This is a genomic window from Thermovenabulum sp., from assembly GCF_049701175.1.
Lineage (GTDB): Bacteria > Bacillota > Thermosediminibacteria > Thermosediminibacterales > Thermosediminibacteraceae > Thermovenabulum.
The window spans coordinates 77731-99114 of the sequence record NZ_JBNATW010000001.1 but is presented as its reverse complement, the minus strand read 5'-3'; the positions used below and the strand labels follow the sequence as shown (position 1 = coordinate 99114).

General features: G+C 37.4%; 19 protein-coding genes, 1 pseudogene and 2 riboswitches. Of the genes and pseudogenes, 12 read left to right on the top strand and 8 right to left on the bottom strand.

Annotated features, from left to right (window positions below; genetic code table 11):
- Positions 1-8 precede the first annotated feature (8 nt).
- The 7 genes from leuC (at position 9) to thiC (ending at position 6699) form a co-directional block, all read left to right on the top strand.
- Positions 9-1283, top strand: a complete 1275-nt coding sequence (leuC, locus tag ACPLVF_RS00470) for a 3-isopropylmalate dehydratase large subunit (protein WP_424905853.1) — start codon at positions 9-11, stop codon at positions 1281-1283.
- Positions 1273-1770: a 3-isopropylmalate dehydratase small subunit gene (gene leuD / locus ACPLVF_RS00465; RefSeq protein ID WP_424905852.1), complete on the top strand. Its 498-nt coding sequence runs from the start codon at positions 1273-1275 to the stop codon at positions 1768-1770. The genes leuC and leuD overlap by 11 nt, the downstream gene beginning before the upstream one ends.
- Complete coding sequence (leuB, locus tag ACPLVF_RS00460) at positions 1763-2842, top strand: 3-isopropylmalate dehydrogenase (RefSeq protein WP_424905851.1); 1080 nt, start codon at positions 1763-1765, stop codon at positions 2840-2842. Before leuD ends, leuB begins: the two co-directional genes overlap by 8 nt.
- A gap of 102 nt (positions 2843-2944) precedes the next feature.
- Positions 2945-3049: riboswitch (TPP riboswitch) on the top strand.
- Between the two features lie 75 nt (positions 3050-3124).
- Positions 3125-3910, top strand: a complete 786-nt coding sequence (locus ACPLVF_RS00455; protein WP_424905850.1) for a sulfide-dependent adenosine diphosphate thiazole synthase — start codon at positions 3125-3127, stop codon at positions 3908-3910.
- 15 nt (positions 3911-3925) lie between these two features.
- Positions 3926-4720, top strand: coding sequence for a bifunctional hydroxymethylpyrimidine kinase/phosphomethylpyrimidine kinase (gene thiD, locus ACPLVF_RS00450; RefSeq protein ID WP_424905849.1), 795 nt, complete (start codon positions 3926-3928; stop codon positions 4718-4720).
- 23 nt (positions 4721-4743) lie between these two features.
- Positions 4744-5373: a thiamine phosphate synthase gene (gene thiE / locus ACPLVF_RS00445; RefSeq protein WP_424905848.1), complete on the top strand. Its 630-nt coding sequence runs from the start codon at positions 4744-4746 to the stop codon at positions 5371-5373.
- 27 nt (positions 5374-5400) lie between these two features.
- On the top strand, positions 5401-6699 hold the full coding sequence (gene thiC, locus ACPLVF_RS00440) for a phosphomethylpyrimidine synthase ThiC (protein ID WP_424905847.1): 1299 nt from the start codon (positions 5401-5403) through the stop codon (positions 6697-6699).
- A 38-nt stretch (positions 6700-6737) separates the two neighbouring features.
- Here the strand turns inward: thiC and ACPLVF_RS00435 are convergent, their stop codons facing one another.
- From ACPLVF_RS00435 to ACPLVF_RS00420, 4 genes and pseudogenes are all read right to left on the bottom strand, one after another.
- Positions 6738-7391 carry an Asp/Glu racemase gene (locus tag ACPLVF_RS00435; RefSeq protein WP_424905846.1) on the bottom strand — a complete coding sequence of 218 codons (654 nt, stop codon included), beginning with the start codon at positions 7389-7391 and terminating at the stop codon, positions 6738-6740.
- Between the two features lie 5 nt (positions 7392-7396).
- Positions 7397-8233, bottom strand: coding sequence for a MetQ/NlpA family ABC transporter substrate-binding protein (locus ACPLVF_RS00430; RefSeq protein ID WP_424905845.1), 837 nt, complete (start codon positions 8231-8233; stop codon positions 7397-7399).
- 29 nt (positions 8234-8262) lie between these two features.
- Positions 8263-8916, bottom strand: coding sequence for a methionine ABC transporter permease (locus ACPLVF_RS00425; RefSeq protein ID WP_424905844.1), 654 nt, complete (start codon positions 8914-8916; stop codon positions 8263-8265).
- A gap of 19 nt (positions 8917-8935) precedes the next feature.
- Positions 8936-9679, bottom strand: a pseudogene (locus tag ACPLVF_RS00420) (methionine ABC transporter ATP-binding protein); the annotation flags it as partial.
- 73 nt (positions 9680-9752) lie between these two features.
- A riboswitch (SAM riboswitch) is annotated at positions 9753-9869 on the bottom strand.
- A gap of 180 nt (positions 9870-10049) precedes the next feature.
- On the opposite strand from ACPLVF_RS00420, the gene ACPLVF_RS00415 reads away from it, so the two are divergent.
- From ACPLVF_RS00415 to argH, 4 genes are all read left to right on the top strand, one after another.
- Entirely contained in the window at positions 10050-10325 is a 276-nt protein-coding gene (locus ACPLVF_RS00415; protein WP_424905843.1) for a hypothetical protein, read from the top strand.
- Positions 10326-10526: 201 nt separating this feature from the next.
- Entirely contained in the window at positions 10527-11492 is a 966-nt protein-coding gene (argF, locus tag ACPLVF_RS00410) for an ornithine carbamoyltransferase (protein WP_424905842.1), read from the top strand.
- Positions 11493-11527: 35 nt separating this feature from the next.
- Entirely contained in the window at positions 11528-12721 is a 1194-nt protein-coding gene (locus tag ACPLVF_RS00405; RefSeq protein ID WP_424905841.1) for an argininosuccinate synthase, read from the top strand.
- Positions 12722-12740: 19 nt separating this feature from the next.
- Complete coding sequence (argH, locus tag ACPLVF_RS00400) at positions 12741-14036, top strand: argininosuccinate lyase (RefSeq protein WP_424905840.1); 1296 nt, start codon at positions 12741-12743, stop codon at positions 14034-14036.
- Between the two features lie 110 nt (positions 14037-14146).
- On the opposite strand, the gene ACPLVF_RS00395 is transcribed toward argH, so the two are convergent.
- The 4 genes from ACPLVF_RS00395 to ACPLVF_RS00380 all read right to left on the bottom strand — a co-directional run bounded on the left by ACPLVF_RS00395 (position 14147) and on the right by ACPLVF_RS00380 (position 19800).
- Positions 14147-14974, bottom strand: coding sequence for a phosphoenolpyruvate hydrolase family protein (locus ACPLVF_RS00395; protein ID WP_424905839.1), 828 nt, complete (start codon positions 14972-14974; stop codon positions 14147-14149).
- Positions 14974-16197: a Tm-1-like ATP-binding domain-containing protein gene (locus ACPLVF_RS00390; RefSeq protein WP_068747536.1), complete on the bottom strand. Its 1224-nt coding sequence runs from the start codon at positions 16195-16197 to the stop codon at positions 14974-14976. Before ACPLVF_RS00390 ends, ACPLVF_RS00395 begins: the two co-directional genes overlap by 1 nt.
- Before the next feature lie 144 nt (positions 16198-16341).
- Positions 16342-18174 carry a phosphoenolpyruvate hydrolase family protein gene (locus ACPLVF_RS00385; protein WP_424905838.1) on the bottom strand — a complete coding sequence of 611 codons (1833 nt, stop codon included), beginning with the start codon at positions 18172-18174 and terminating at the stop codon, positions 16342-16344.
- Positions 18175-18387: 213 nt separating this feature from the next.
- Positions 18388-19800: a glycosyltransferase gene (locus ACPLVF_RS00380; protein WP_424905837.1), complete on the bottom strand. Its 1413-nt coding sequence runs from the start codon at positions 19798-19800 to the stop codon at positions 18388-18390.
- A gap of 306 nt (positions 19801-20106) precedes the next feature.
- Between ACPLVF_RS00380 and ACPLVF_RS00375 the strand changes: the two genes are divergently transcribed.
- Positions 20107-21381 (top strand): VTT domain-containing protein, encoded by a 1275-nt coding sequence (locus ACPLVF_RS00375; RefSeq protein ID WP_424905836.1) that lies wholly within the window; start codon positions 20107-20109, stop codon positions 21379-21381.
- Positions 21382-21384: the final 3 nt, after the last annotated feature.

Sequence of the window (21384 nt, the reverse complement as noted above, 5' to 3'; positions counted from 1 at the left end):
ATTATAAAATGGGTATGACCATAACCCAGAAAATATTGGCAGAGCATGCGGGTAAGGATTTTGTAGAAGCCGGAGAATTGATTATGGCTGATGTTGACCTGGTGCTTGCTAATGACATTACGGGACCTGTTGCTATACAGGAGTTTAAAAAGGCAGGGGGAAAGAAGGTATTTGATAAAGGGAAAATTGCTCTTATTCCAGACCACTTTACTCCCAATAAGGACATAAAATCTGCAGAGCTTTCCAAGGCTTTAAGGGAGTTTGCACGGGAGCAGGAAATTATACATTATTACGAAGTGGGCAGGATGGGCATAGAACACGCTTTGCTTCCCGAAAAGGGGTTGGTAGGGCCCGGGGATCTTGTCATAGGGGCGGATTCACATACCTGCACCTACGGAGCCTTAGGTGCATTTTCCACAGGTGTTGGGAGCACCGATATAGCCTTTGCCATGATTACAGGAAAATGCTGGTTTAAGGTTCCGGAAAGTATGAAGTTTATTTATAGAGGAAAACCGGCACCCTGGGTAACCGGCAAGGATTTAATACTTTATACTATCAAAGATATAGGTGTTGATGGAGCATTGTATAAAGCTATGGAATTTACAGGAGATGCCTTAAAATACCTTACTGTAGATGAAAGACTGACTATAACAAACATGGCAATAGAAGCTGGGGCAAAAAACGGAATTATGGAAGCGGATGAGGTTACTTTGGAGTATGTAAGGGGGAGGGCACAAAAGCCCTATAAGGTTATAAAAAGCGATGAGGATGCAAAATACTGCGAAACAAGAGAATACGATGTTTCAAGGATGGAACCTCAGGTTGCCCTGCCTCACCTTCCGGAAAACTCCGTTAACATTTCGGAAATAGGAGAAATTGCAATTGATCAGGTGGTTATAGGTTCTTGCACCAACGGGCGGATAGAGGATATGAGGATGGCTGCTAAGGTAATGAAGGGCAATAAGGTGCATCCATATGTCAGGATGATTGTAATCCCTGCTACCCAAGAAGTTTACCTTCAGATGATAAAGGAAGGATTAATGGAGATTTTTGTAGAGGCAGGGGCTGCGGTAAGCACTCCTACCTGCGGGCCGTGTTTAGGAGGACATATGGGTATATTAGCAAAGGGTGAAAGAGCAATTGCTACAACAAATAGGAACTTTATTGGGCGTATGGGACATCCAGAAAGCGAAGTATATCTTGCAAACCCAGCTGTAGCTGCGGCTTCTGCAGTAAAAGGAAGAATAGCTCATCCCGAGGAGGTGGTAAAAAATGATATATAAAGGAAGGGCATGGGTTTTTCCTGATAATATCGATACTGATGTCATTATTCCTGCAAGGTTTTTGAATACAACAGATGCCAAAGAGCTTGCAGAACACTGTATGGAAGATGTATTTCCGGGATTTTCTAAAAAAATTCAAGCCGGGGATATAATTGTAGCAGGCAAAAATTTTGGGTGCGGAAGCTCGAGGGAACATGCACCTATTGCTATAAAAGAAGCAGGTATAAGCTGTGTTATTGCTAAGTCCTTTGCAAGGATTTTTTACAGGAATGCTATAAATATAGGCCTTCCTATTATGGAATCCTGCGAGGCGGTAGATGGCATAAAAGGGGGAGATGAGCTTATAATAGATACCGAAACGGGATTAATAAAAAATATTACATCCGGAGAGGTTTTCAAAGCTAAGCCCTTCCCTGAATTTATCGATAAAATTATCAAAGCTGGAGGCCTACTGAATTTTGCAAGAGGAGGGCAAAAAGATGTATAATATAGCCCTTCTTCCGGGAGACGGAATTGGCCCTGAGGTTATGGAGGAAGCAAAAAAAATTCTTATTGCAATAGGGGAAAAGTTCGATATTGAGTTCAATTTCAAACAAGGATTTGTTGGAGGAGCATCAATAGAAATTTTTGGAGTTCCTCTCTCTGATGAAACCCTTAACCTTGTAAGAAATTCCGATGCGGTGCTCTTTGGAGCCGTAGGTGGGCCAAAATGGGATAATTTAAAAAGGGAACTTCGACCAGAACAGGCTATACTTAAATTGAGAAAGGAATTAGGGCTTTTTGCCAACCTAAGGCCTGCTATATTTTATCCTTCAATTGCAGATTCTTCACCATTGAAAAATAGCATAATAAACGGCAATTTGGATTTGCTTATTGTCCGGGAATTAACGGGAGGGCTTTATTTTGGAACGCCTCGAGGGAGGGAAAATATAGGGCAAACCGTAAGGGCTTTTGACACTATGGTTTATACAAGTGATGAGATAAGAAGGGTTGCCCGCGTTGCCTTTGAGGCAGCTCGAAAGCGAAGAAAAAAGGTTACTTCCGTAGATAAGGCCAATGTCCTTGAAACATCAAGACTATGGAGGGAAGTGGTTGAAGAGGTAGGCAAAGAGTATCCCGATGTGGAACTTTCACATATGTATGTGGACAACTGTGCCATGCAGCTTGTAGTAAATCCCGGACAATTTGACGTTATATTAACCGAAAATACCTTTGGAGATATTTTAAGCGATGAATCGGCGGTTTTAACGGGCTCCATAGGTATGCTCCCTTCCGCAAGCTTGGGGGATAAAAAGCCCTTCCTTTACGAGCCCTGCCACGGTTCTGCACCGGATATAGCGGGTAAGGGCATTGCAAACCCCTTGGCATGCATTTTATCCGCAGCCATGATGCTCGAATATTCCTTTGATGAAAGGGAAGCTGCGTATTGTATAAGGACTGCAGTGGAAGAAGCGCTTAAAAAGGGTTATAGGACCTATGACATGAAAGATGGGGCAAAAAAGGTTGTAACTACCCAGGAGATGGGAGATATAATTAGGGATATAATCTTAAACATCTAAATTAGTAAAAACTTACGAAAAAATCTTACTGGAAATAGTAGATTTTTATAAAAAACTGAGTTATAATTTTCATAAAGCCCAATGAAAACTAAATATTAAATTGCTGTGTGCTGGGGGAGCCGAAAGGCTGAGAGGAGGCTTTTAAAGCTTCGACCCTTAGAACCTGACCGGGGTAATGCCCGCGTAGGGAAGCACAAAATTGAAAGATTTGTGCCTACCTATCGGGTAGGCACTTTTATTTTAAAAAATTAAAAAAAATTTAAAGAAAAGGAGATGGCTTTTATGATGAAAAATATTACAAATCCTGTTTCAGATGAAAAAATTAGCAGATTGATTCTCAAAAGTTATTTTGAGGACCTTTATGATGCCGTTTCATCGGATGTAATTATTGCAGGTGCTGGGCCATCAGGTCTTTATTGTGCTATTTTGCTTGCAAAAAGTGGATTTAAGGTAACTGTTTTGGATAAAAAACTTTCGCCCGGTGGAGGTATATGGGGAGGGGCAATGAGCTTTAACAGGGTGATTTTGCAAAAAGATGTTGAAGAAATATTAAAAGAGTTAGAAATACCGTATAAGGAAGAGGAAAATGCGTTAATAGTATCTTCAATAAGTTTTGCCAGCAATCTAATTGCAAAAGCAACCTCTTTCGGCAATATTAAATTCTTTAATTTAATTTCAGTAGTAGATTTATATTATATTGACGAAAAAATTTCAGGAGTTGTAGTTAATAATTCAGCAATAGAACTTCAAAAACTTCATGTAGATCCTATGGTGCTTGTTTCAAAAGCGGTTTTGGATGCCACAGGGCATGATGCAGTTCTGGTAAATCTTTATAATAAAAGAACTAAAGTCGATATGGTAAACGAATTTTTCATGAATGCAGAAAAAGGGGAAGAAGATGTAATTAACAATACGAAAATGATAGCACCGGGCCTTTTTGTTGCGGGGATGGCTGCAAATAATGTTTACGGCGGACACAGAATGGGGCCAATTTTCGGAGGAATGCTTTTATCGGGTAAGAAAGCGGCAAAATTGATTTCGGATTATTTAAATACCCATGAAAAGTAAAAAGAGGTGCAAAAAATGAAACTTGCTTTAACTATTGCAGGGTCTGATTCGGGTGGAGGAGCAGGAATTCAGGCGGACTTAAAGACATTTTTTAGTCATGGGGTTTACGGGATGTCAGTAATAACTTCCGTTACAGCTCAAAATACTTTATCCGTTTTGGGTGTACAGAATATATCGGAGGAAATGGTTTATCTTCAAATGAAAGCGGTTTTTGAAGACTTATTTCCCGATGCAGTGAAAATTGGTATGGTTGCGACAAAAGAAATTATCGAAGCAATTTCTGAAGGCCTCGAAGAATACAAACCGGAGAAAATAGTTTTGGACCCCGTAATGATTTCAAAATCCGGGCATAAGCTTTTGGAAAAAGATGCCATAAAAACTTTGATTGAAAAGCTTGTACCTAAGGCTATGATTATTACTCCCAATAGGGAAGAGGCGGAGGTTATTTCCGGAAGAGAAATAAAGAATATAGAGGATATGAAAAAAGCAGCCGAAGACATTGCTAAATTAGGGTGCAGAGCAGTTCTAATAAAAGGAGGGCATTTAGAGGGGCATAAAGCTACTGATGTTTTGTACTTGGGAGACGATAATTTTGTATTTTTTGAGGAAGAAAAAATTAATTCAAAGAATACACACGGTACCGGTTGTACTTTTTCGGCTGCAATTTGTGCCAATTTAGCAAAAGGTTTTGATATTGTAAAAGCAGTAAGGTATGCGAAACTTTATATTACCCGCGCAATAGAAACTTCGGAAAATATCGGAAGGGGATGGGGGCCTGTAAACCATTTTTGCATTAAGTTTAATAATTAATTTCAATCGAGGTGGGTTTTGGTATGAATAATATAGATTATTCTTTATACCTCATAACCGACAGAACTTATCTAAAAGACAGAAGCCTTTTTGATGCAGTAGAGGAAGCAATAAAGGCAGGGGTTACCGTTGTACAGCTCAGAGAAAAAAATATCTCCGATAGGGAGTTTTATGAGATGGGACTAAAGTTAAGGGAAGTTACGAAGAAATACGGAGTGCCTTTGATAATAAACGATAGAGTGGATATAGCAATTGCTGTTGATGCTGATGGTGTGCATTTAGGACAGGAGGAGTTACCTGCAAAAGTTGTGAGAGAAGTAATCGGTTATAAAAAAATAATAGGTGTTTCTGCATCAAGTCTAAAAGAGGCTGAAGAGGCATATAAATGCGGGGCAGATTATATAGGTGTGGGTGCAATATTTCCTACACCGTCAAAAAAAGACGCAAAATACGTTGGCTTGCAAACCTTGAAGGAAATTACAGAAAAAATACCTATTCCCGTTTTGGCGATAGGTGGAATTACTAAGGAAAATATTCAGGAAGTTCTGAAATACAACATAAAAGGTGTCTGCTGCATTTCGGCTATTTTAAAAGGAGATATTTCTGAAAATGTAAGGTTTTTAAAAGATATAATAAAAAGAAACATGGGTTAATTATTTTAAAATATTGGAGGGGAAAAGATGACCCAGTTAGAAGCGGCCAAAAAGGGTATTATAACCGAAGCAATGAAGGAGGTAGCGGAAAAAGAAGGAATAAGTCCTGAATTGGTAAGAGAGAGAGTGGCAGAAGGTAAGATAGTAATTCCTTTTAATCCGAATCACAAGGGATTAAAGCCTTGCGGCATAGGAAAAGGGCTTTCGACAAAGGTTAATGCTAATATCGGCACATCCGATAAATACCCTTATTTAGAATCCGAATTAGCAAAAGCAAAGGTTGCAATAAAAGCTGGAGCTGACGCGATAATGGACCTTTCTACTGGAGGGGATATCAGGGCTGTACGAAAGGGAATTCTTACAGAAGTCGATGTCCCTGTTGGGACGGTGCCAATTTATGAAGTGGGGGTTATGGCGCAAAATAAAAACGGCAGTGTTATAGACTTCACAGAAGAGGAACTTTTTGAGGTTATAGAACAGCAGGCCGAAGAGGGTGTGGATTTTATGACCGTCCACTGCGGCCTTACCTTGGAGGCGGTGGAAAGACTTCGCAGGGAGGGCAGGGTAACAGACATAGTAAGCAGGGGCGGGGCTTTTATTACAGGTTGGATGCTTAAAAATGAAAAGCAAAATCCCCTTTATGAGCACTTTGACAGGCTGCTTGAGATTGCCAGAAAATATGATGTAACTTTAAGTTTGGGTGATGGCTTAAGGCCAGGATGTCTTGCTGATGCTACGGATAGGGCACAGATTCAGGAACTTTTGATATTGGGAGAACTGGTGCAAGAAGCTGTAAAACAAGGGGTGCAGGTAATGGTGGAAGGCCCGGGCCATGTGCCTATGGACCAGATTGAGGCTAATATTAAACTTCAAAAGAGGCTGTGCCATGAAGCACCCTTTTATGTATTGGGGCCTCTTGTGACCGATATTGCAGCCGGTTATGACCACATCGCTGCTGCAATTGGTGGAGCATTAGCTGCTTCTTATGGCGCGGATTTTCTGTGTTATGTGACTCCAGCGGAGCATTTAGGACTTCCTGATGAGGAAGATGTAAGGATTGGGGTTATTGCATCTAAAATTGCGGCACATGCGGCCGATATAGTGAAAGGCATTCCGGGTGCATGGGAGCGGGATTTGAAAATGGCGAAAGCTCGAAAAAACCTTGATTGGGAGGCTCAAATAAAGCTTTCCATAGATCCTGAAAAAGCAAAAAAATATAGAGAAGAAAGGAATACCTCAGATGTTAAGACTTGTACAATGTGCGGTAAGTTTTGTGCAATGGATATAATTGCAAAGTACCTTAATAAGGAGAAAAGCAATTGTTAAGAAAAAGGCTTTCGGGATTTAGCCCGAAAGCCTTTTTCTTAAATTAGTAAATTTAACATTTCGTCCGCAGGGTCAATTATGGGCAGGTTACAACTTTTAACAAGTAAATCTTTTAAATAGGGCAGGTGTGTACAGCCGAATAGTATACCTTCAATATAGTCGATTTGGTTTACAAAGTTCTGCAATTTATATTCCTCAAAAATATTTTCAGCTATTATACCTTTTTCGATTGAGATAATTACAGGTAGTAAAGAAATTCCAATCAATTTTATATTTGGATTGTGTTCATAAAATATTTTTTCTATGTTGTGAAGGCTTTGACCGTTTGCTGCCCAAATCATAAGAGATTTGAATTCTTTTGCTAACTTGCGGTATACATCATGGGGTGTTATTATTAAGGTACCGGGAAATATTTTTTTTATATTATTTAAATCAATAGCAGATGAAAGGGAATTACAGTATATCATAACCTTGTTTATATCGTTTTTATTAAATTTTTGGATGAAGCTTATTATCTTTTCATTTAAAACCTGCGGATTCATGTATTGTAAATAATTTTGTTCTTCCGGATTTGAAGCAGCGGGCAGGCCAAATGCTTCAAATCCGTTTTTTTTAATAAAGTCAACTCCCATTTTTGTATCTATAGGAGTTCCACCTATAACGCCGATTTTTAGTTTTGCCAAATAAATCACCTCTTTTAAAAGGCAGGAACCACTGCACCATTATATTTTTCTTCGATAAACTTTTTAACTTCAGGGGAATTTAAAGCTTCGGCGAGCTTTTTAAGTTCGGGCCTTGCTTCGTCCCCTTTTCTTACTGCTAAAATATTTACATAGGGAGAATCCGCTGATTCTATATAAAGGGCATCTTTTTTAGGATTTAATTTTGCCTCTAAAGCGTAATTCGTGTTTATCACCGCTGCATCCACGTCGTTTAAGACGCGCGGTAGGGTTGCCGCTTCAAGTTCGGTAATTTTTATGTTTTTTGGATTCTCTATAATATCATTTTTTGTTGCAGTAATACCAGCGCTATCCTTCAATTTTATAATCCCTGCCGATTGAAGGAGTAAAAGAGCCCTTCCACCGTTTGTGGCATCATTCGGTATGGCAATTTCTGCTCCGTTTTTAAGCTCTTTTAAATCCTTTATTTTTGACGAATATATTCCCATGGGCTCAATATGGACTTTAGCAATATAAGTTAAGTTTAGATTGTGTTTTTTGCAGAAGTCTTCGAGATAAGGTATATGCTGAAAATAGTTGGCATCAAGCTCTTTTTCAGCGAGTTTAATATTTGGCTGTACGTAATCGGTGAATTCTATAATTTCGAGTTTTATTCCTTGTTTTTCTAGTATGGGTTTTACTACATTTAAAATTTCTGCGTGGGGAATGGGTGAAGCACCAACTTTTATGATTTTAAGATTTTCTCCTTGAGGACTGCTAACGGATTGTGAATTTTTATCGGCTTTAGAAGCACATCCAGCAAGAGAAATTATTATTAAACTTAATAATAATATAGCAGCCAAAATTTTCCTCATTCTTTTTTCCTCCTTTAAACTTTGTTTTTTTATCTATATTTTGAAATCTGTTTAACAATCCTATCGCCTATCATTTGAATAAGTTGTACCATTAAAACTAAAATGGCAACTGTGTAAAGCATAATGTCTAACATGAAACGCTGATATCCATATCTTACAGCTAAGTCTCCTAACCCACCACCTCCTATTACTCCTGCCATGGCTGAGTATCCGATTAAATTAATGGCTGTGATAGTAATGCCTGAAATTATAGAAGGAAGGGCTTCGGGTATTAATACTTTTAATATGATTTGCATATAAGAAGCCCCCATAGCTTGGGCAGCTTCAATAACTCCTGAATTAACTTCCCTTAAAGCTGTTTCTACCAACCTTCCGAGAAAAGGTATAGCCGCAATTGAAAGGGGAACTATTGCTGCTGTTGTGCCTATGGATTTTCCTACCAAAAATCTGGTAAAGGGTATTAAAATTATTAATAGGATTACAAAGGGTATAGAACGGAAAATGTTTACAATAGAGCTAAGAATTTTATTCAATATCTCATTTTGGAGTATTTGCCCTTTATCAGTAACCATTAAGAGCACTCCCAAAGGTATACCCAAAATAGATGCGATAAAAACAGATGCGAATACCATGTATAAAGTTTCGAGGGTTGAACTTAAAAGGAGATTTATGGTTTCAGCCAATATTGACCACCTCGAAAAATTCTGATTTGCTTACATTTTGTATAAAGTTTTTGACAATATCTGATTTTGAATTGTTAAAAATCTCAAATATAGATCCCTGCTCAATAATCCTGCCATTTTCTATAACCGCAACGTTGCTGCAAATCTTTTTTACAACATTAAGGTCGTGGGATATCAATACAATTGTTATACCGAATTTATTGTTTATGTCTTTTAAAAGATCAAGTATTGAAATCGTTGTTTTAGGATCAAGGGCAGATGTGGGCTCATCACATAATAAAACCTTCGGGTCATTTGCAAGGGCTCTTGCAATACCTACTCTTTGCTTTTGACCTCCGGAGAGTTCAGAAGGATAGCAATTAATTTTATCTGAAAGTCCGACAAGTTCTAAAAGGTTTATTACTTTTTCCTTTATTTTATTTTTATCAACTCCTGCAATTTCTAATGGGAAAGCCACATTCCCATATACAGTTCTATGAGAAAGCAGGTTGAAGTGCTGAAATATCATTCCAATCTTTCTACGGATTTCCTTCAATTGTTTAGGTGAAATTTTTGTAATGTCAATTCCGTCAATTTCTATTGCCCCTTTTGTAGGTTTTTCAAGTAAATTCACGCATCTTAATAAAGTTGTTTTTCCTGCGCCGCTTAGTCCTATTATTCCAAAAATGTCTCCTTTTTTTATGTGAAGGTTTATATTGTCTAAAGCAACAATTCTGCCCATATTAGAATTGTAGATTTTTGTTAAATTAGTGATTTTTATCATTTTCTTCACCTCCTTCCCCGAAAGAATAAAATAAAAAAACCTCTTCTGACAGCGAAGAGGTTTCTTACGAACCCTCTTATCTGCCAGAACGTAAAAACGTTCTGCTGGAATTAGCACCGCTGTAGCAGTCTTCCTGCTACCGGTTGCCGGGCGTCATAGGGCCAGTCCCTCAGCCTTCTCTTGATAAGAGGCATATATTCAATTCGTGATGATTTTTATTGTAATATCAATGAGATGATTTGTCAATAATAGTTTTTATTTTTACTGGAAATCTTAATGAATTTTTAGGTAATGTGAACCAATTTTATAAAAAATCATATTATGTAATAGAAAAAATAAAGAGAAAGACTATAGGAGGAGTGAATTATATATGACGATGCCTACAATAACCACAAAGGATATAAAAGATAGCCTTTCTGATGTAATACAGTCTATTGCATTAGAAGAAGCAGCTCTCGCACATATTTTGAATGCAGAAGGAGAAAAGATACAAAAAGTAGTAGAGATAGCAAGTGATACAGAGGAAATTATAAAAATACAAGAAAGTGTTGTAGATGTTTTACAGGCAGTAATAAAAAAAGAGATGCTGCTTCAATTTAAGTTGGAAAAAGTCGCAGATTTGATAAAGGTAATAGAGGATAAGTAGAATCTAAAATAAAGTAGAATCTAAAATAAATATTAAAAGCAAAAATAAAAAATTAAGAAGACATATATTATTAACTGCCTTAGGTTCATTATAAAATATTACCTAAGGCAGTTTCTTTTTATTTAAAAATTTTTTTTAAAAGCTATTGCATAAATATACAAAAATATTTATAATTATAAATAATAAATCGGGGGTGATTCAATGGGTATTAATATATACAAAGAAAAACCTGTATCGGGGATTAAGGGCAAGGATCTTTTAGGCCTTAGTGAATTAAGCAAAGACGAAATACTGGATATTTTAGCACTTACAGAATCAGTTAAAAAAAGAGGAACTGATTTAAACTACCAACCGTTGAAGGGTAAAACGCTGGGGATGATTTTTGAGAAAAATTCTACAAGGACGAGAGTCTCCTTTGAAGTTGCTATCTGGCAGTTAGGTGGTTATGGGCTTTTTTTAAATAAAAACGACCTTCAGCTCGGGCGTGGAGAAACCATTGAAGACACAGCGAGGGTACTTTCAAGGTATGTGGATGGAATAGTTATAAGGGCTTATTTCCATGAGGATGTAAAAAAATTGGCAGAGTACGCGGATGTCCCTGTAATAAATGGCCTTACGGATTTTGAGCATCCCTGTCAGGCATTGGCGGATCTTTTTACTATCTATGAAAAAAAGAAAAGGCTTAATGGCTTAAAACTCGCGTTTATTGGGGATGGAAACAACAATATGGCAACTTCCCTAATATTCGGATGTGCGAAGGTGGGTATGGATATTACAGTTGCTTCACCTAAGGGTTATCAACCCAAAAAAGAGATTGTAAATATTGCCTTGAGGGATTCTATTTTAAATAATTCGAAAATCATTGTAACAGAGGATGTGAAAGAAGCTGCTGAGGATGCCGATGTCATCTACACCGATGTGTGGACCAGCATGGGGCAGGAAAGTGAGGCTGAGGAAAGAAAGAAGGCTTTTTACGGTTATCAGGTTAACGAAAAATTATTGAAAATGGCAAAAAAAGATGTCATAGTTATGCACTGCTTGCCAGCTCATAGGGGCGAGGAGATTACGGATGAGGTTATAGATGGCCCATATTCTGTTGTATTTGATCAGGCGGAAAATCGTCTTCATGTGCAGAAAGCCATATTAATTTCTATTATGGGGGATTAAAGAAACATTAATAAAAAAGTAAGGGGGAAAATTCAATGAAAAAGGTAGTTCTTGCCTATTCGGGAGGACTTGATACCTCCGTTGCTATAAAATGGCTAAAGGAAAAATACGACTGTGAAGTTGTAGCCCTCTGCGCAGATTTGGGAGAGGGAAAGGATTTGGAGTTTATTAAAAACAAAGCATTAAAAATAGGTGCTGTCAAAAGCTATGTTTTCGATGCAAAAGAAGAATTTGTAAAAAATTACGCTTTTGCTGCCCTTAAAGCCAATGCCCTTTACGAAGGGGTTTATCCTTTAAGTACTGCTCTTTCGAGACCCCTTATCGCTAAACTTTTGGTGGAAGTGGCCAAAAAGGAGGAGGCCTTTGCCGTAGCACATGGCTGTACGGGGAAGGGAAATGACCAGGTCAGGTTTGACGTTTCAGTATCTGCACTGGCTCCCGACTTAAAGGTGATAGCTCCCGTTAGGGAATGGGGTATGTCAAGGGAGGAAGAAATAGACTATGCTGCAAAAAACGGTATTCCAGTTCCTGTTGGTAAAGAAAATCCCTTCAGCATAGATCAGAACCTTTGGGGAAGGAGTATAGAATGCGGAGTTCTGGAGGATCCATGGGTGGAACCGCCAGAAGAAGCTTTTGAATGGACTGTTTCTATTAAAAATGCTCCGGATGAACCTACATATGTGGAAATAGTCTTTGAAAAGGGTGAACCAACTGCTTTAAATGGGAAAGAGATGCCTCCCGTGAAATTGGTAGAGGAGCTTAATAAAATCGCCGGTTCCAATGGTTTTGGGAGAATAGACCACATAGAAAACCGCCTTGTCGGTATAAAATCGAGAGAGGTTTACGAATGTCCGGCATCACTGCTTTTAATAAAAGCACATAAAGAGTTAGAAAACCTTACACTGCCTCGGGAACTACTGCACTTTAAATATATAATAGAACAAAAATACGCGGAGCTTATTTACAACGGACTTTGGTTTTCTCCGTTGAAAAAGGCTTTGGATGCTTTTGTTGAAGAAACTCAAAAATTTGTAAACGGGGCTGTTAAGGTAAAAATTCACAAAGGCAATGCAATTGTTGTAGGCAGAAAATCAGCCAATTCCATGTATGATATTAATTTGGCGACTTATGCCGAAGGAGATTTGTTTGACCATACTGCTGCGGTAGGTTTTATAAAACTTTTCGGGCTGCCTACGAAGGTTTTTGCCGAGGTAAATAAAAAGGCATAGATTACTTGAGGTGATTTTTATGAATAAAAAACTTTGGGGAGGAAGGTTTGAAAAGGATACGGACTCCCTTGTAGAAAAGTTTACGGCTTCTATTGATTTTGATAAAAATCTGTATAAGCAAGACATATTGGGCAGCATGGCTCATGCACGCATGCTTGCAAAAACCGGAATAATATCTAAGGAAGAGGCGGCTCAAATTATAAAAGGGCTCTTGGAAATAAAAATGGAAATTGAAAGGGATGAGTTTGAATTTACTTATGAATTGGAAGACATACACATGCATATTGAAAAACGGCTTTTTGAGAAAGTGGGGGCAGTTGCCGGAAAACTTCATACAGCGCGGAGCAGGAATGATCAAGTAGCCCTTGATATGCACCTTTTTGTTAAAGAAAAGATAGAAGAGGTAATAAAAAATATAGATTTGCTAATGAACACCTTATGGGAATTATCCTTAAAACACCAAAATACCGTACTCCCGGGCTACACTCATCTTCAAAGGGCACAGCCTATTTACCTTTCGGAGTATTTTAAGGCTTACTACTACATGCTGAAAAGGGATAAAAAAAGGTTCGTAAAAGCAAAAGAAAATGCAGATATAATGCCCCTTGGCGCCTGTGCCTTAGCCGGGACTACCCTTCCTATAGACAGAGAGTATGTAAAGGAACAGCTTGATTTTTCAAAGGTTTATGAAAACACATTGGATGCGGTAAGTGATAGGGATTTTGTTATAGAATTTATATCAGCTTCTGCTATATTAATGGTACACCTTTCAAGAATGGCTGAGGATTTAATACTTTGGAGCACTTCGGAATTTGATTTTATAGAATTGGATGATGCCTTTTCTACTGGAAGCAGTATTATGCCCCAAAAGAAAAATCCCGATGTATTGGAGCTCATTAGAGGGAAAACGGGGCGGGTTTTTGGCAATTTAATTTCAATTTTGACCATAATGAAGGGCCTTCCTCTTTCTTACAATAGGGATATGCAAGAAGACAAGGAGCCCCTTTTTGATACGGCAAATACCGTAATATCCTGCCTTGCGGTACTTCCAGGGCTTTTAGAAACTATGAAAATAAAAAAGGAAAACATGAAAAAAGCGGTAGAAGATAGCTTTATAGATGCCACCTATTATGCGGAATACCTGGTAAAAAAGGGGATGCCCTTTCGACATGCCCACGAGGTGGTAGGGAAAATGGTGTCCTATTGTATTAAAAAGAATAAAAAATTGAGGGATTTAAGTTTCATGGAACTTAAAAATTTTTCAACCCTCTTTGAAGAAGACGTGAAGGATGAAAATAAAGTGTTTTACAATTGAATAGCCCAAATTACGTCTTTTAACAAAAAACAAAAAATAATTACGCAAGGTTAGAGGAAAATAGAAAAAAGGGGGCTCACCTCAGCTGTGCCCCCCCGTGTTATTTTATTTTAATGTTTCCAAATAATAGATTTAAATTTCTTGACCTGTTCTGTAATTGCCCTTTCTGCAGGCAGTCTTTCCATTGACGAAGCACCGAAGAAGCCGACTACGTTTTTGGTTTTTGAAAGAACATACTGAGCATCTTCGGGTTCTGCGATTGGTCCGCCGTGGCATAAAACTATAACTTCAGGGTTAATAGCTTTTGCCGCATCACAAATTTCTTGTATTTTTTCAACAGATTCATCAAGGGTTATGGCAGTTTTTGCTCCTATTGTGCCGCTTGTGGTAAGTCCCATATGTGCGACTATCACATCTGCCCCTGCTTTTGTCATTTTTTCAGCATCTTCTGGTGTGAATACATACGGGCATGTCAATAAATCCATTTCATGAGCAAGGGCTATCATTTCTACTTCCAAGTCATATCCCATACCTGTCTCTTCCAGGTTCTGCCTAAACTTTCCGTCAAAAAGCCCTACTGTCGGAAAGTTTTGGACTCCTGTAAAGCCCGCTTCTTTGATTTCTTTTAAGAAAATCTTCATTACCCTAAAGGGATCAGTCCCACAAACACCGGCAAGGACAGGGGTATTTTTTACTATTGGTAGCACTTCCCTACCCATTTCCATAACAATAGCATTAGCATCGCCGTAGGGTAAGAGTCCTGCTAATGAGCCCCTTCCCGCCATTCTGTACCTTCCGGAGTTATAAATTATGATTAAATCGACTCCACCGGCTTCTGCACATTTTGCGGATATTCCCGTGCCAGCTCCTGCACCGATTATAGGTTTTCCTTCAGCTATTTGTTTTTTTAACCTTTCTAAAGCTTCCTGTCTTGTCATTATTTATTACCCTCCCATTTTTTTATTAATTCTAACAATTTATTTGCAACAAACTCTGCATATTCAGGGTCGTTAATATGTAAATCAAGTTCTATAAATTCTACAGGCGGTTTTACATTTTCTTTTAATGCTTCAAAAAGGGCCTTATCAGCTTCAGGATCGTAAAAGGGTTTTCCTTCGGCATCAATGGCAGAGACCCCTTTTTTAGGGATTATTACTGCTGTTGGGCCTTTTGCTTCACTTACTTTTTTACCGATAATTTCTCCTAATTTTTTTGATTCTTCTGGAGTGGTCCTCATTAAAGTTACTGTGGGATTATGTTTGTAAAGGTTTCGATTTTTATAGTGTGCCGGTACTGTGTCTATAGGACCGAAGTTGCACATATCGAGGGCTCCTGGACATATAACTTGAGGTATCCCTTTCTTTGCGGCAGCCTCCAATCTATGAGGCCCTGCTGAGAGCACCCCACCACAGAGCTCGTCTACCCACTCGGTAGTGGTAATATCTGCTACTGCGGTAATTATACCGTCTTCAATTAGACTTTCCATTGCCTGTCCACCTGTGCCTGTAGCGTGGAATACCAACACTTCATAGCCGTTTTTTTCTAAGATTTCTCTTACCTTAGTTACGCAAGGTGTGGTTACGCCGAACATAGTAGCGCCTATAATAGGTTTTTCATTTTCAGCATTCACCTTTGCATTTACCATTCCACAAATTGCGCCAGCTGCATTTGCAATTATTTGTTTTGAAAGTCTGTTTAATCCGGAAATATCTACAATAGAATACATCATTGTAATATCCTTTGTTCCTACATAAGGCCTTGTGTCTCCAGATGCAAGGGTTGATACCATTACTTTGGGAAAACCAGCAGGGAGCTGTTTCATTGCCGCTGTTGCTATTGATGTACCTGCGGAGCCACCTAATGAGACAATGCCGTCTATCTTTCCTTCTTCATATAACTTTTTGACAATTATTGAGGCTCCGTTTGCCATAGCCGTTACTGATTCTCCTCTATCTTTTTTTTCAAGGAGTTTGTTAAGTTCTACTCCAGCTGCTTTTGCAACTTCATCCCTTTTGATGTCAGGTTCAAAATAAGGGGGTTCTAAAATTCCTGCATCGATAACAATGGTTTTGCATCCGAATTCTTCTACCTTTTCCTTTAAGTATTTAAATTCGGCTCCCTTTGTATCAAGAGTACCTAAGATGGCTACAACTTTACCCAAAAAAATCACCTCCTGAAAAGTAATTTTGTATTCAGGAGGTAGCAAACTTTATGCCAATGGATTTTTATTTTATCTTTAAAGGATTAGTCACACTTTTTGTGAAGGTAGATTCACAGGAAAGTGTGCAAGTTGTAAACTTTAATGTTACAAATTAAAGGGGGCTTTATCATATCCCATTTTTTTTAACCTGTTGTAGAGGGTGCGCCTGCTTATCCCCAACTTTTCCGCTGCTTTTGTTTTGTTAAAATTACATTGTTCTAAGACTTCAATTAAAATTTTATTTTCAATTTCATATTTAGAATGGGGTTTAAAAAGATGGCTTTGGGTTTCCTTTTCATATTCGTTTTGTTGCAATAATTTTTCCTTTAAAAGGTTTGCTGCTTTATCGTTAAAGGAGAGCATTTTTTCGTTTGAAAATACCAAAAGGGTGTGAATGAAGTTTTCCAATTCTCGAACATTACCCGGCCAATTATAAAGTTTAAGGTTTTTAATCAAGTTAGGGTCAATTTTTGGTATGGATTTGTTATGCTTTTTACAGTAGCGCTTTACAATTTCTTCGACAATTTCGGGTAGGTCTTCTAAGTGCATTCTTAGGGGAGGCATGTTTATATTAATGACATTTAATCGCCAGAAAAGGTCTTCACGGAATTTCCCTTCTTTTACAAGTTTAGATAGATCTTTATTGGTACAGGCTATTATCCTAACATCTACTTTGATTAACTTTTCTCCGCCTACACGGTAAAATTCTTGATTTTCAATGACCCTTAAAAGTTTTGCCTGAAGGCTTAAAGGAATTTCACCTATCTCATCCAAAACAAGGGTTCCTCCGTTTGCGAGTTCAAATTTACCTATGTGCCTTTTAATTGCTCCTGTAAAAGCACCGGCTTCATGGCCAAAAAGCTCGCTTTCAAGCAGATTTTCAGGGAGGTTGGCGCAGTTAATTTTTATAAGGGGTTTTTCCTTTCTCAAACTCAATTCATGAATTGCTTCAGCTACAAGTTCTTTTCCTGTACCGCTTTCTCCCGTAACTAGTACTGTTATATCGCTTGGCGCCACCTTCATTATTATTTCGTAAATATTTTGCATAGACTGGGAACTGCCTACAAGATTTCCTAATTTTGATATCTCCTGCTGGCTAATTCCTTTTAGAAGGTGGGTTAGACTTGTAATGGTTTCCCTTACGTAATTACTATCTATTGCTGAACCGCCGATATAGCCGTGTACCTTGGCACCCCGCTTTTTAATTTCTCTTAAAAAATTCCTTATGCTTTCAGGATAACCTAAAGGGCCGCCGTAAACCATTAAGATTTGGTCGTTTTTTTTGGCGATTATTTTTTTGTAAATGCTGCAATACAAATTAACTGCATCATTTAATGGCATAAAGGTTTTGATGTTTCCTTCTCCTCCACTGGTAAACCCAAAATGTACACAAATCACATCGGCGTTGGCTTCAAGCATTTTTTCCGCTTCCATCTCGTTTTGTACAAATGCTACCGTAAAAATATCCATTTCGTTGGCGAGTTTTATTAAATTAACCTCATTGTCAAAACCATAGCCCTGTTCTTCGGCAATCAATCTGAAATTTCCGTTTATTATGGACATGGTTGGGTAATTTATAACGCCGCTAAAGTTGTAGTTTTTTACTGTCTCTAAAAGTTCACTATGGGAAAATTTTGGGTCTGTTGCACATAGTCCTGCAATAACAGGGATATTTTTAACTTTTGGTATGATTTCAGTTACCCCAAAGTTAATTACCATGTCGTTTGCGTTGGCATACGGTAGATAGCCTGCAAGGGAAGGGACACCTGCCATGCGAAATCTTCCGGAATTAAACAAAAAAAGGATATCCGCCCCGCCTTCTTCGGCATATTTTGCGGCAAATCCGCTTCCAACACCAGCACCTATGATAAGTCTTTCCTTTTCTATAATATCCCGTAACTTTTGTTTTATTTTTTTTCTATCTAAAAAATCGTTCAATTTAAGGACACCTCTTAAAAACTATTATATTTTTAATATATTTCTTTATATCGAGCAAAAGTCCTTTTTTATCTTTTTTTTTATTTTTTGCGATTATATAATATTCTCCGTTATACACACCATGAGGCTGAGAATCAAAAGAAAAATTACCAAGAAACAAAAAACCCTTCATAAGACTAAGAGAACTAAATCTCATGAAGGGTTTTTATATATTTATATGTTTTTTATACTTAAATCAGCAACTTCTTGCGTTCTCGGGGTTTTAACCCAAACCTTGGGCTGTTTGTTCATGGCCCTCAAAATCAATGCAGAGGTATAAGGTAGTGGCAGTAAAAATCCCGCTATTGGGAGGAACAGTAGTTCAAATAAAGCTAAAAAAACATTTGGTTTACTGCGAATTTTCATAAACCGCAGGTATTTTAAATAAAGATAATAGGTAAAACCAAAGTATATAAATACAAAGGATTTCAATGTCCAAGCAAGCGGAGTAGGAAGGAATATTGGTTTAACAAGGCCTTTTAAACTTAAGATCAAAACAGCAACAGGGATTAACACGGCCAATTGATACAGAGCCCATTCTATTTCGCCTTTTAGCAGTAAATTCTTGATAATTGTATTTTTCTTTTTTATATCATAGCAGTCGGCTTTGCGAAATTTTTCAATAACCTGAATGTGACCTGAAGCCCATCTTAATCGCTGCCTGAAAAAGGACTTATAAGTTTCCGGGGTCTGTTCGGTGCTTACATATGGGAAATATTCCGGCCAAGCGTCTTTTTCTAAGTAAGCCCTTACGCCTATTTCTAAGTCCTCTGTAAGAGCGTTGTAATCAAAACCTCCTATTTCTTTTAAAAGTTTTGACTCTATAAAAAGGTTAGTTCCGCCGACAAAAGGCAGCTGCCTCATGAGGACGGGCATATACCATTCATGGGCAAGAGCTTGGTATAGAGAGGCAATTTTTGTTATAGGGCTGAGGTAAAAGAAATTTCTTACTTGAAATACAGGTCCTTGCCATATTAAATTTTTACGATTAGAGGAAAGCCATTGGGAAGCTATATACAAAAGGACATCCTTTTCCGGATGGCTTTCAGCATCGTAGAATCCGCATATATCTGAATTCTTATCTATGAAGGATAAACCGTAGTTTAAAGCTCTACCTTTTGTAGAGGGGACTGGTTTTCCAAGCCGCAGTCCTTGATAAAAACCGTCAAAGTCGTAAGGTACTGTAACGTGTTTTAAAATAGGAGCGTTTTTTCTTTTTTTAAATTCATCAATTTTCTGCTCTACCACCTGCTGAGTAGTAATTGGCACTCCCTTTTCCAACTCTTTTTCATCGGTAATAACTATAATCTCTAATAAATTATGGGGATAATTTAATTTTGCGAGGTTTTCAATGGTTTGACCTATTACTTCGGCTTCTTCTCTTGCAGGAACTAAAATAGAAAACATGGGTAGCTTTTTATTTTTTTCTTTTGCAAGCCTTTTTAATTCTAAAAGGCTGAGGGGTCTTCTCTTTGACCAGTAATATTTATAGGAATAATTCATCCAGAAAAAATACCTTAGGAATAACACAAAAAAGAATAGGTAAAGAAATATCGCAATAGTATATATAATTTGTGGGAGTTCCATTGTATCCCCCTCTTTTATTGAAGTATAGGTTGAAAAATAAAATTAAGAAAATTTATAAACACTAAAACACTATTTAAAATTATATACCTCCATTATTTCAATTTAAAGTATGCAATTGGACTGATTTACTCTTTATTTTTTCAAATAAGGGCTAAAAACTATTTTTAGGGAATTTTTTCATAAAGAATTAAAAAATATTGTAAGATAATGGGCATTTTCCTTATACACATTTATATTTTGTGTATTTTTTGGTAGGATATTTAAGTAAATGATTTTTCAAAAATGAAATGAAGGGTGAGGGAAAAAATGTTGGACATACAAAACAGTGTTTTGGGGCTTTTTGTATTATCCTTTGCCGAGGCTTCCTTTTTTCCAGTTCCACCTGATTTGATTTTGATTCCCCTTTGTTTTGCTCATATAGAAAATTCCTTTTTTTACGCTTTAATTGCTTCCCTTGCTTCAGCCTTAGGAGGACTTTTCGGATATTTTTTAGGAACAAGGGCCGGGAGAAAACTTTTGTTGAGGTTTATCAGTAGTTCAAAGATTGAAATAATTGAAGAAAATTTTAAGAAATACGGGGCTTGGGCAGTAGCGGTTGCAGGATTTACTCCTATTCCCTATAAAGTATTTACAATTGCTTCGGGAATATTCAGAATGGATATCTTCACCTTTTTTATCGCTGCTTTATTGAGCAGGAGTGCCCGATTTTTCTTAGAAGCGTTTATTGTGATTTCTTTTGGCGAAAAAGCGGAGTACTTTGTAAATAAAGTTTTAGGCCCCGGGTCCTTTATCGCTATAATGCTTGTCTTCGGAATTTATTATGTTTGCACAAGAATTGGGTTATTTGCTAAGACAAAGAAAAGGCTCAAGCCAGTTTATGAGAAAATTAATAAATTATTTTCTGGTTTTATTAATTCTTATGGAGAATTTGGCGTTTATATTATAGCTGGGCTTAGCTTTAGCGCAGTAGCAAGTTTAATATTTATTAAAATGGTTACGGAATTGAGGGAAAAGGAATTGGATTACTTAGATGGAATAATAGTAAAATTTATTTTAACTCATTTAAAATCGCCGCTTATGGATAAAGCTACCCAATTTTTTATTGAAATTGTAGAATCTCCTTACATAATTATATTTATATTAGCTCTTAGTTTAGTTATTGTTTTTATTTTTTATAAGAAACTTTCTTATTTGATTATGACAGCTGCATCTTTTTTGGGGGCGCTTGTAATACAGTTACTACTAAAAAATGAGATACAAAGACTGAGGCCTATTCCTGATGTGCCTATGAATTTATTTTTTAAGTACGGCTTCCCGAGCGGCTCAATTTTGGTCATCACTTCTTTTATTGGATATACAATTTTTTTGATTATAAAAAAATTAGATAAAAAAATAAAAAAGTATGCTATAATTTTTATTGCATTTATACTAATTGTCCTGATTGGTTTTAGTAGGGTTTATAATTTGTTAAATTATCCTTCTGATGTATTTGCAGGCTTACTGATAGGGGGGATTTGGCTTTCAGCTCTTATAATAATTTCCTTCGCTTTAGAGAATTATGCAAAGAATAGGAGGGTTTAGAAA

Bases quoted from the DNA above. Each gene is read 5' to 3' on its own strand.
- ACPLVF_RS00395 (WP_424905839.1), bottom strand. From the start codon at position 14,974: ATGACAAGACAGGAAGCTTTAGAAAGGTTAAAAAAACAAATAGCTGAA.
- thiE (WP_424905848.1), top strand. From the start codon at position 4,744: ATGAATAATATAGATTATTCTTTATACCTCATAACCGACAGAACTTAT.
- leuC (WP_424905853.1), top strand. From the start codon at position 9: ATGGGTATGACCATAACCCAGAAAATATTGGCAGAGCATGCGGGTAAG.
- ACPLVF_RS00455 (WP_424905850.1), top strand. From the start codon at position 3,125: ATGATGAAAAATATTACAAATCCTGTTTCAGATGAAAAAATTAGCAGA.
- ACPLVF_RS00375 (WP_424905836.1), top strand. From the start codon at position 20,107: ATGTTGGACATACAAAACAGTGTTTTGGGGCTTTTTGTATTATCCTTT.
- ACPLVF_RS00405 (WP_424905841.1), top strand. From the start codon at position 11,528: ATGAAAAAGGTAGTTCTTGCCTATTCGGGAGGACTTGATACCTCCGTT.
- leuD (WP_424905852.1), top strand. From the start codon at position 1,273: ATGATATATAAAGGAAGGGCATGGGTTTTTCCTGATAATATCGATACT.
- ACPLVF_RS00380 (WP_424905837.1), bottom strand. From the start codon at position 19,800: ATGGAACTCCCACAAATTATATATACTATTGCGATATTTCTTTACCTA.
- argF (WP_424905842.1), top strand. From the start codon at position 10,527: ATGGGTATTAATATATACAAAGAAAAACCTGTATCGGGGATTAAGGGC.
- thiC (WP_424905847.1), top strand. From the start codon at position 5,401: ATGACCCAGTTAGAAGCGGCCAAAAAGGGTATTATAACCGAAGCAATG.
- argH (WP_424905840.1), top strand. From the start codon at position 12,741: ATGAATAAAAAACTTTGGGGAGGAAGGTTTGAAAAGGATACGGACTCC.
- ACPLVF_RS00415 (WP_424905843.1), top strand. From the start codon at position 10,050: ATGACGATGCCTACAATAACCACAAAGGATATAAAAGATAGCCTTTCT.
- leuB (WP_424905851.1), top strand. From the start codon at position 1,763: ATGTATAATATAGCCCTTCTTCCGGGAGACGGAATTGGCCCTGAGGTT.
- thiD (WP_424905849.1), top strand. From the start codon at position 3,926: ATGAAACTTGCTTTAACTATTGCAGGGTCTGATTCGGGTGGAGGAGCA.
- ACPLVF_RS00430 (WP_424905845.1), bottom strand. From the start codon at position 8,233: ATGAGGAAAATTTTGGCTGCTATATTATTATTAAGTTTAATAATAATT.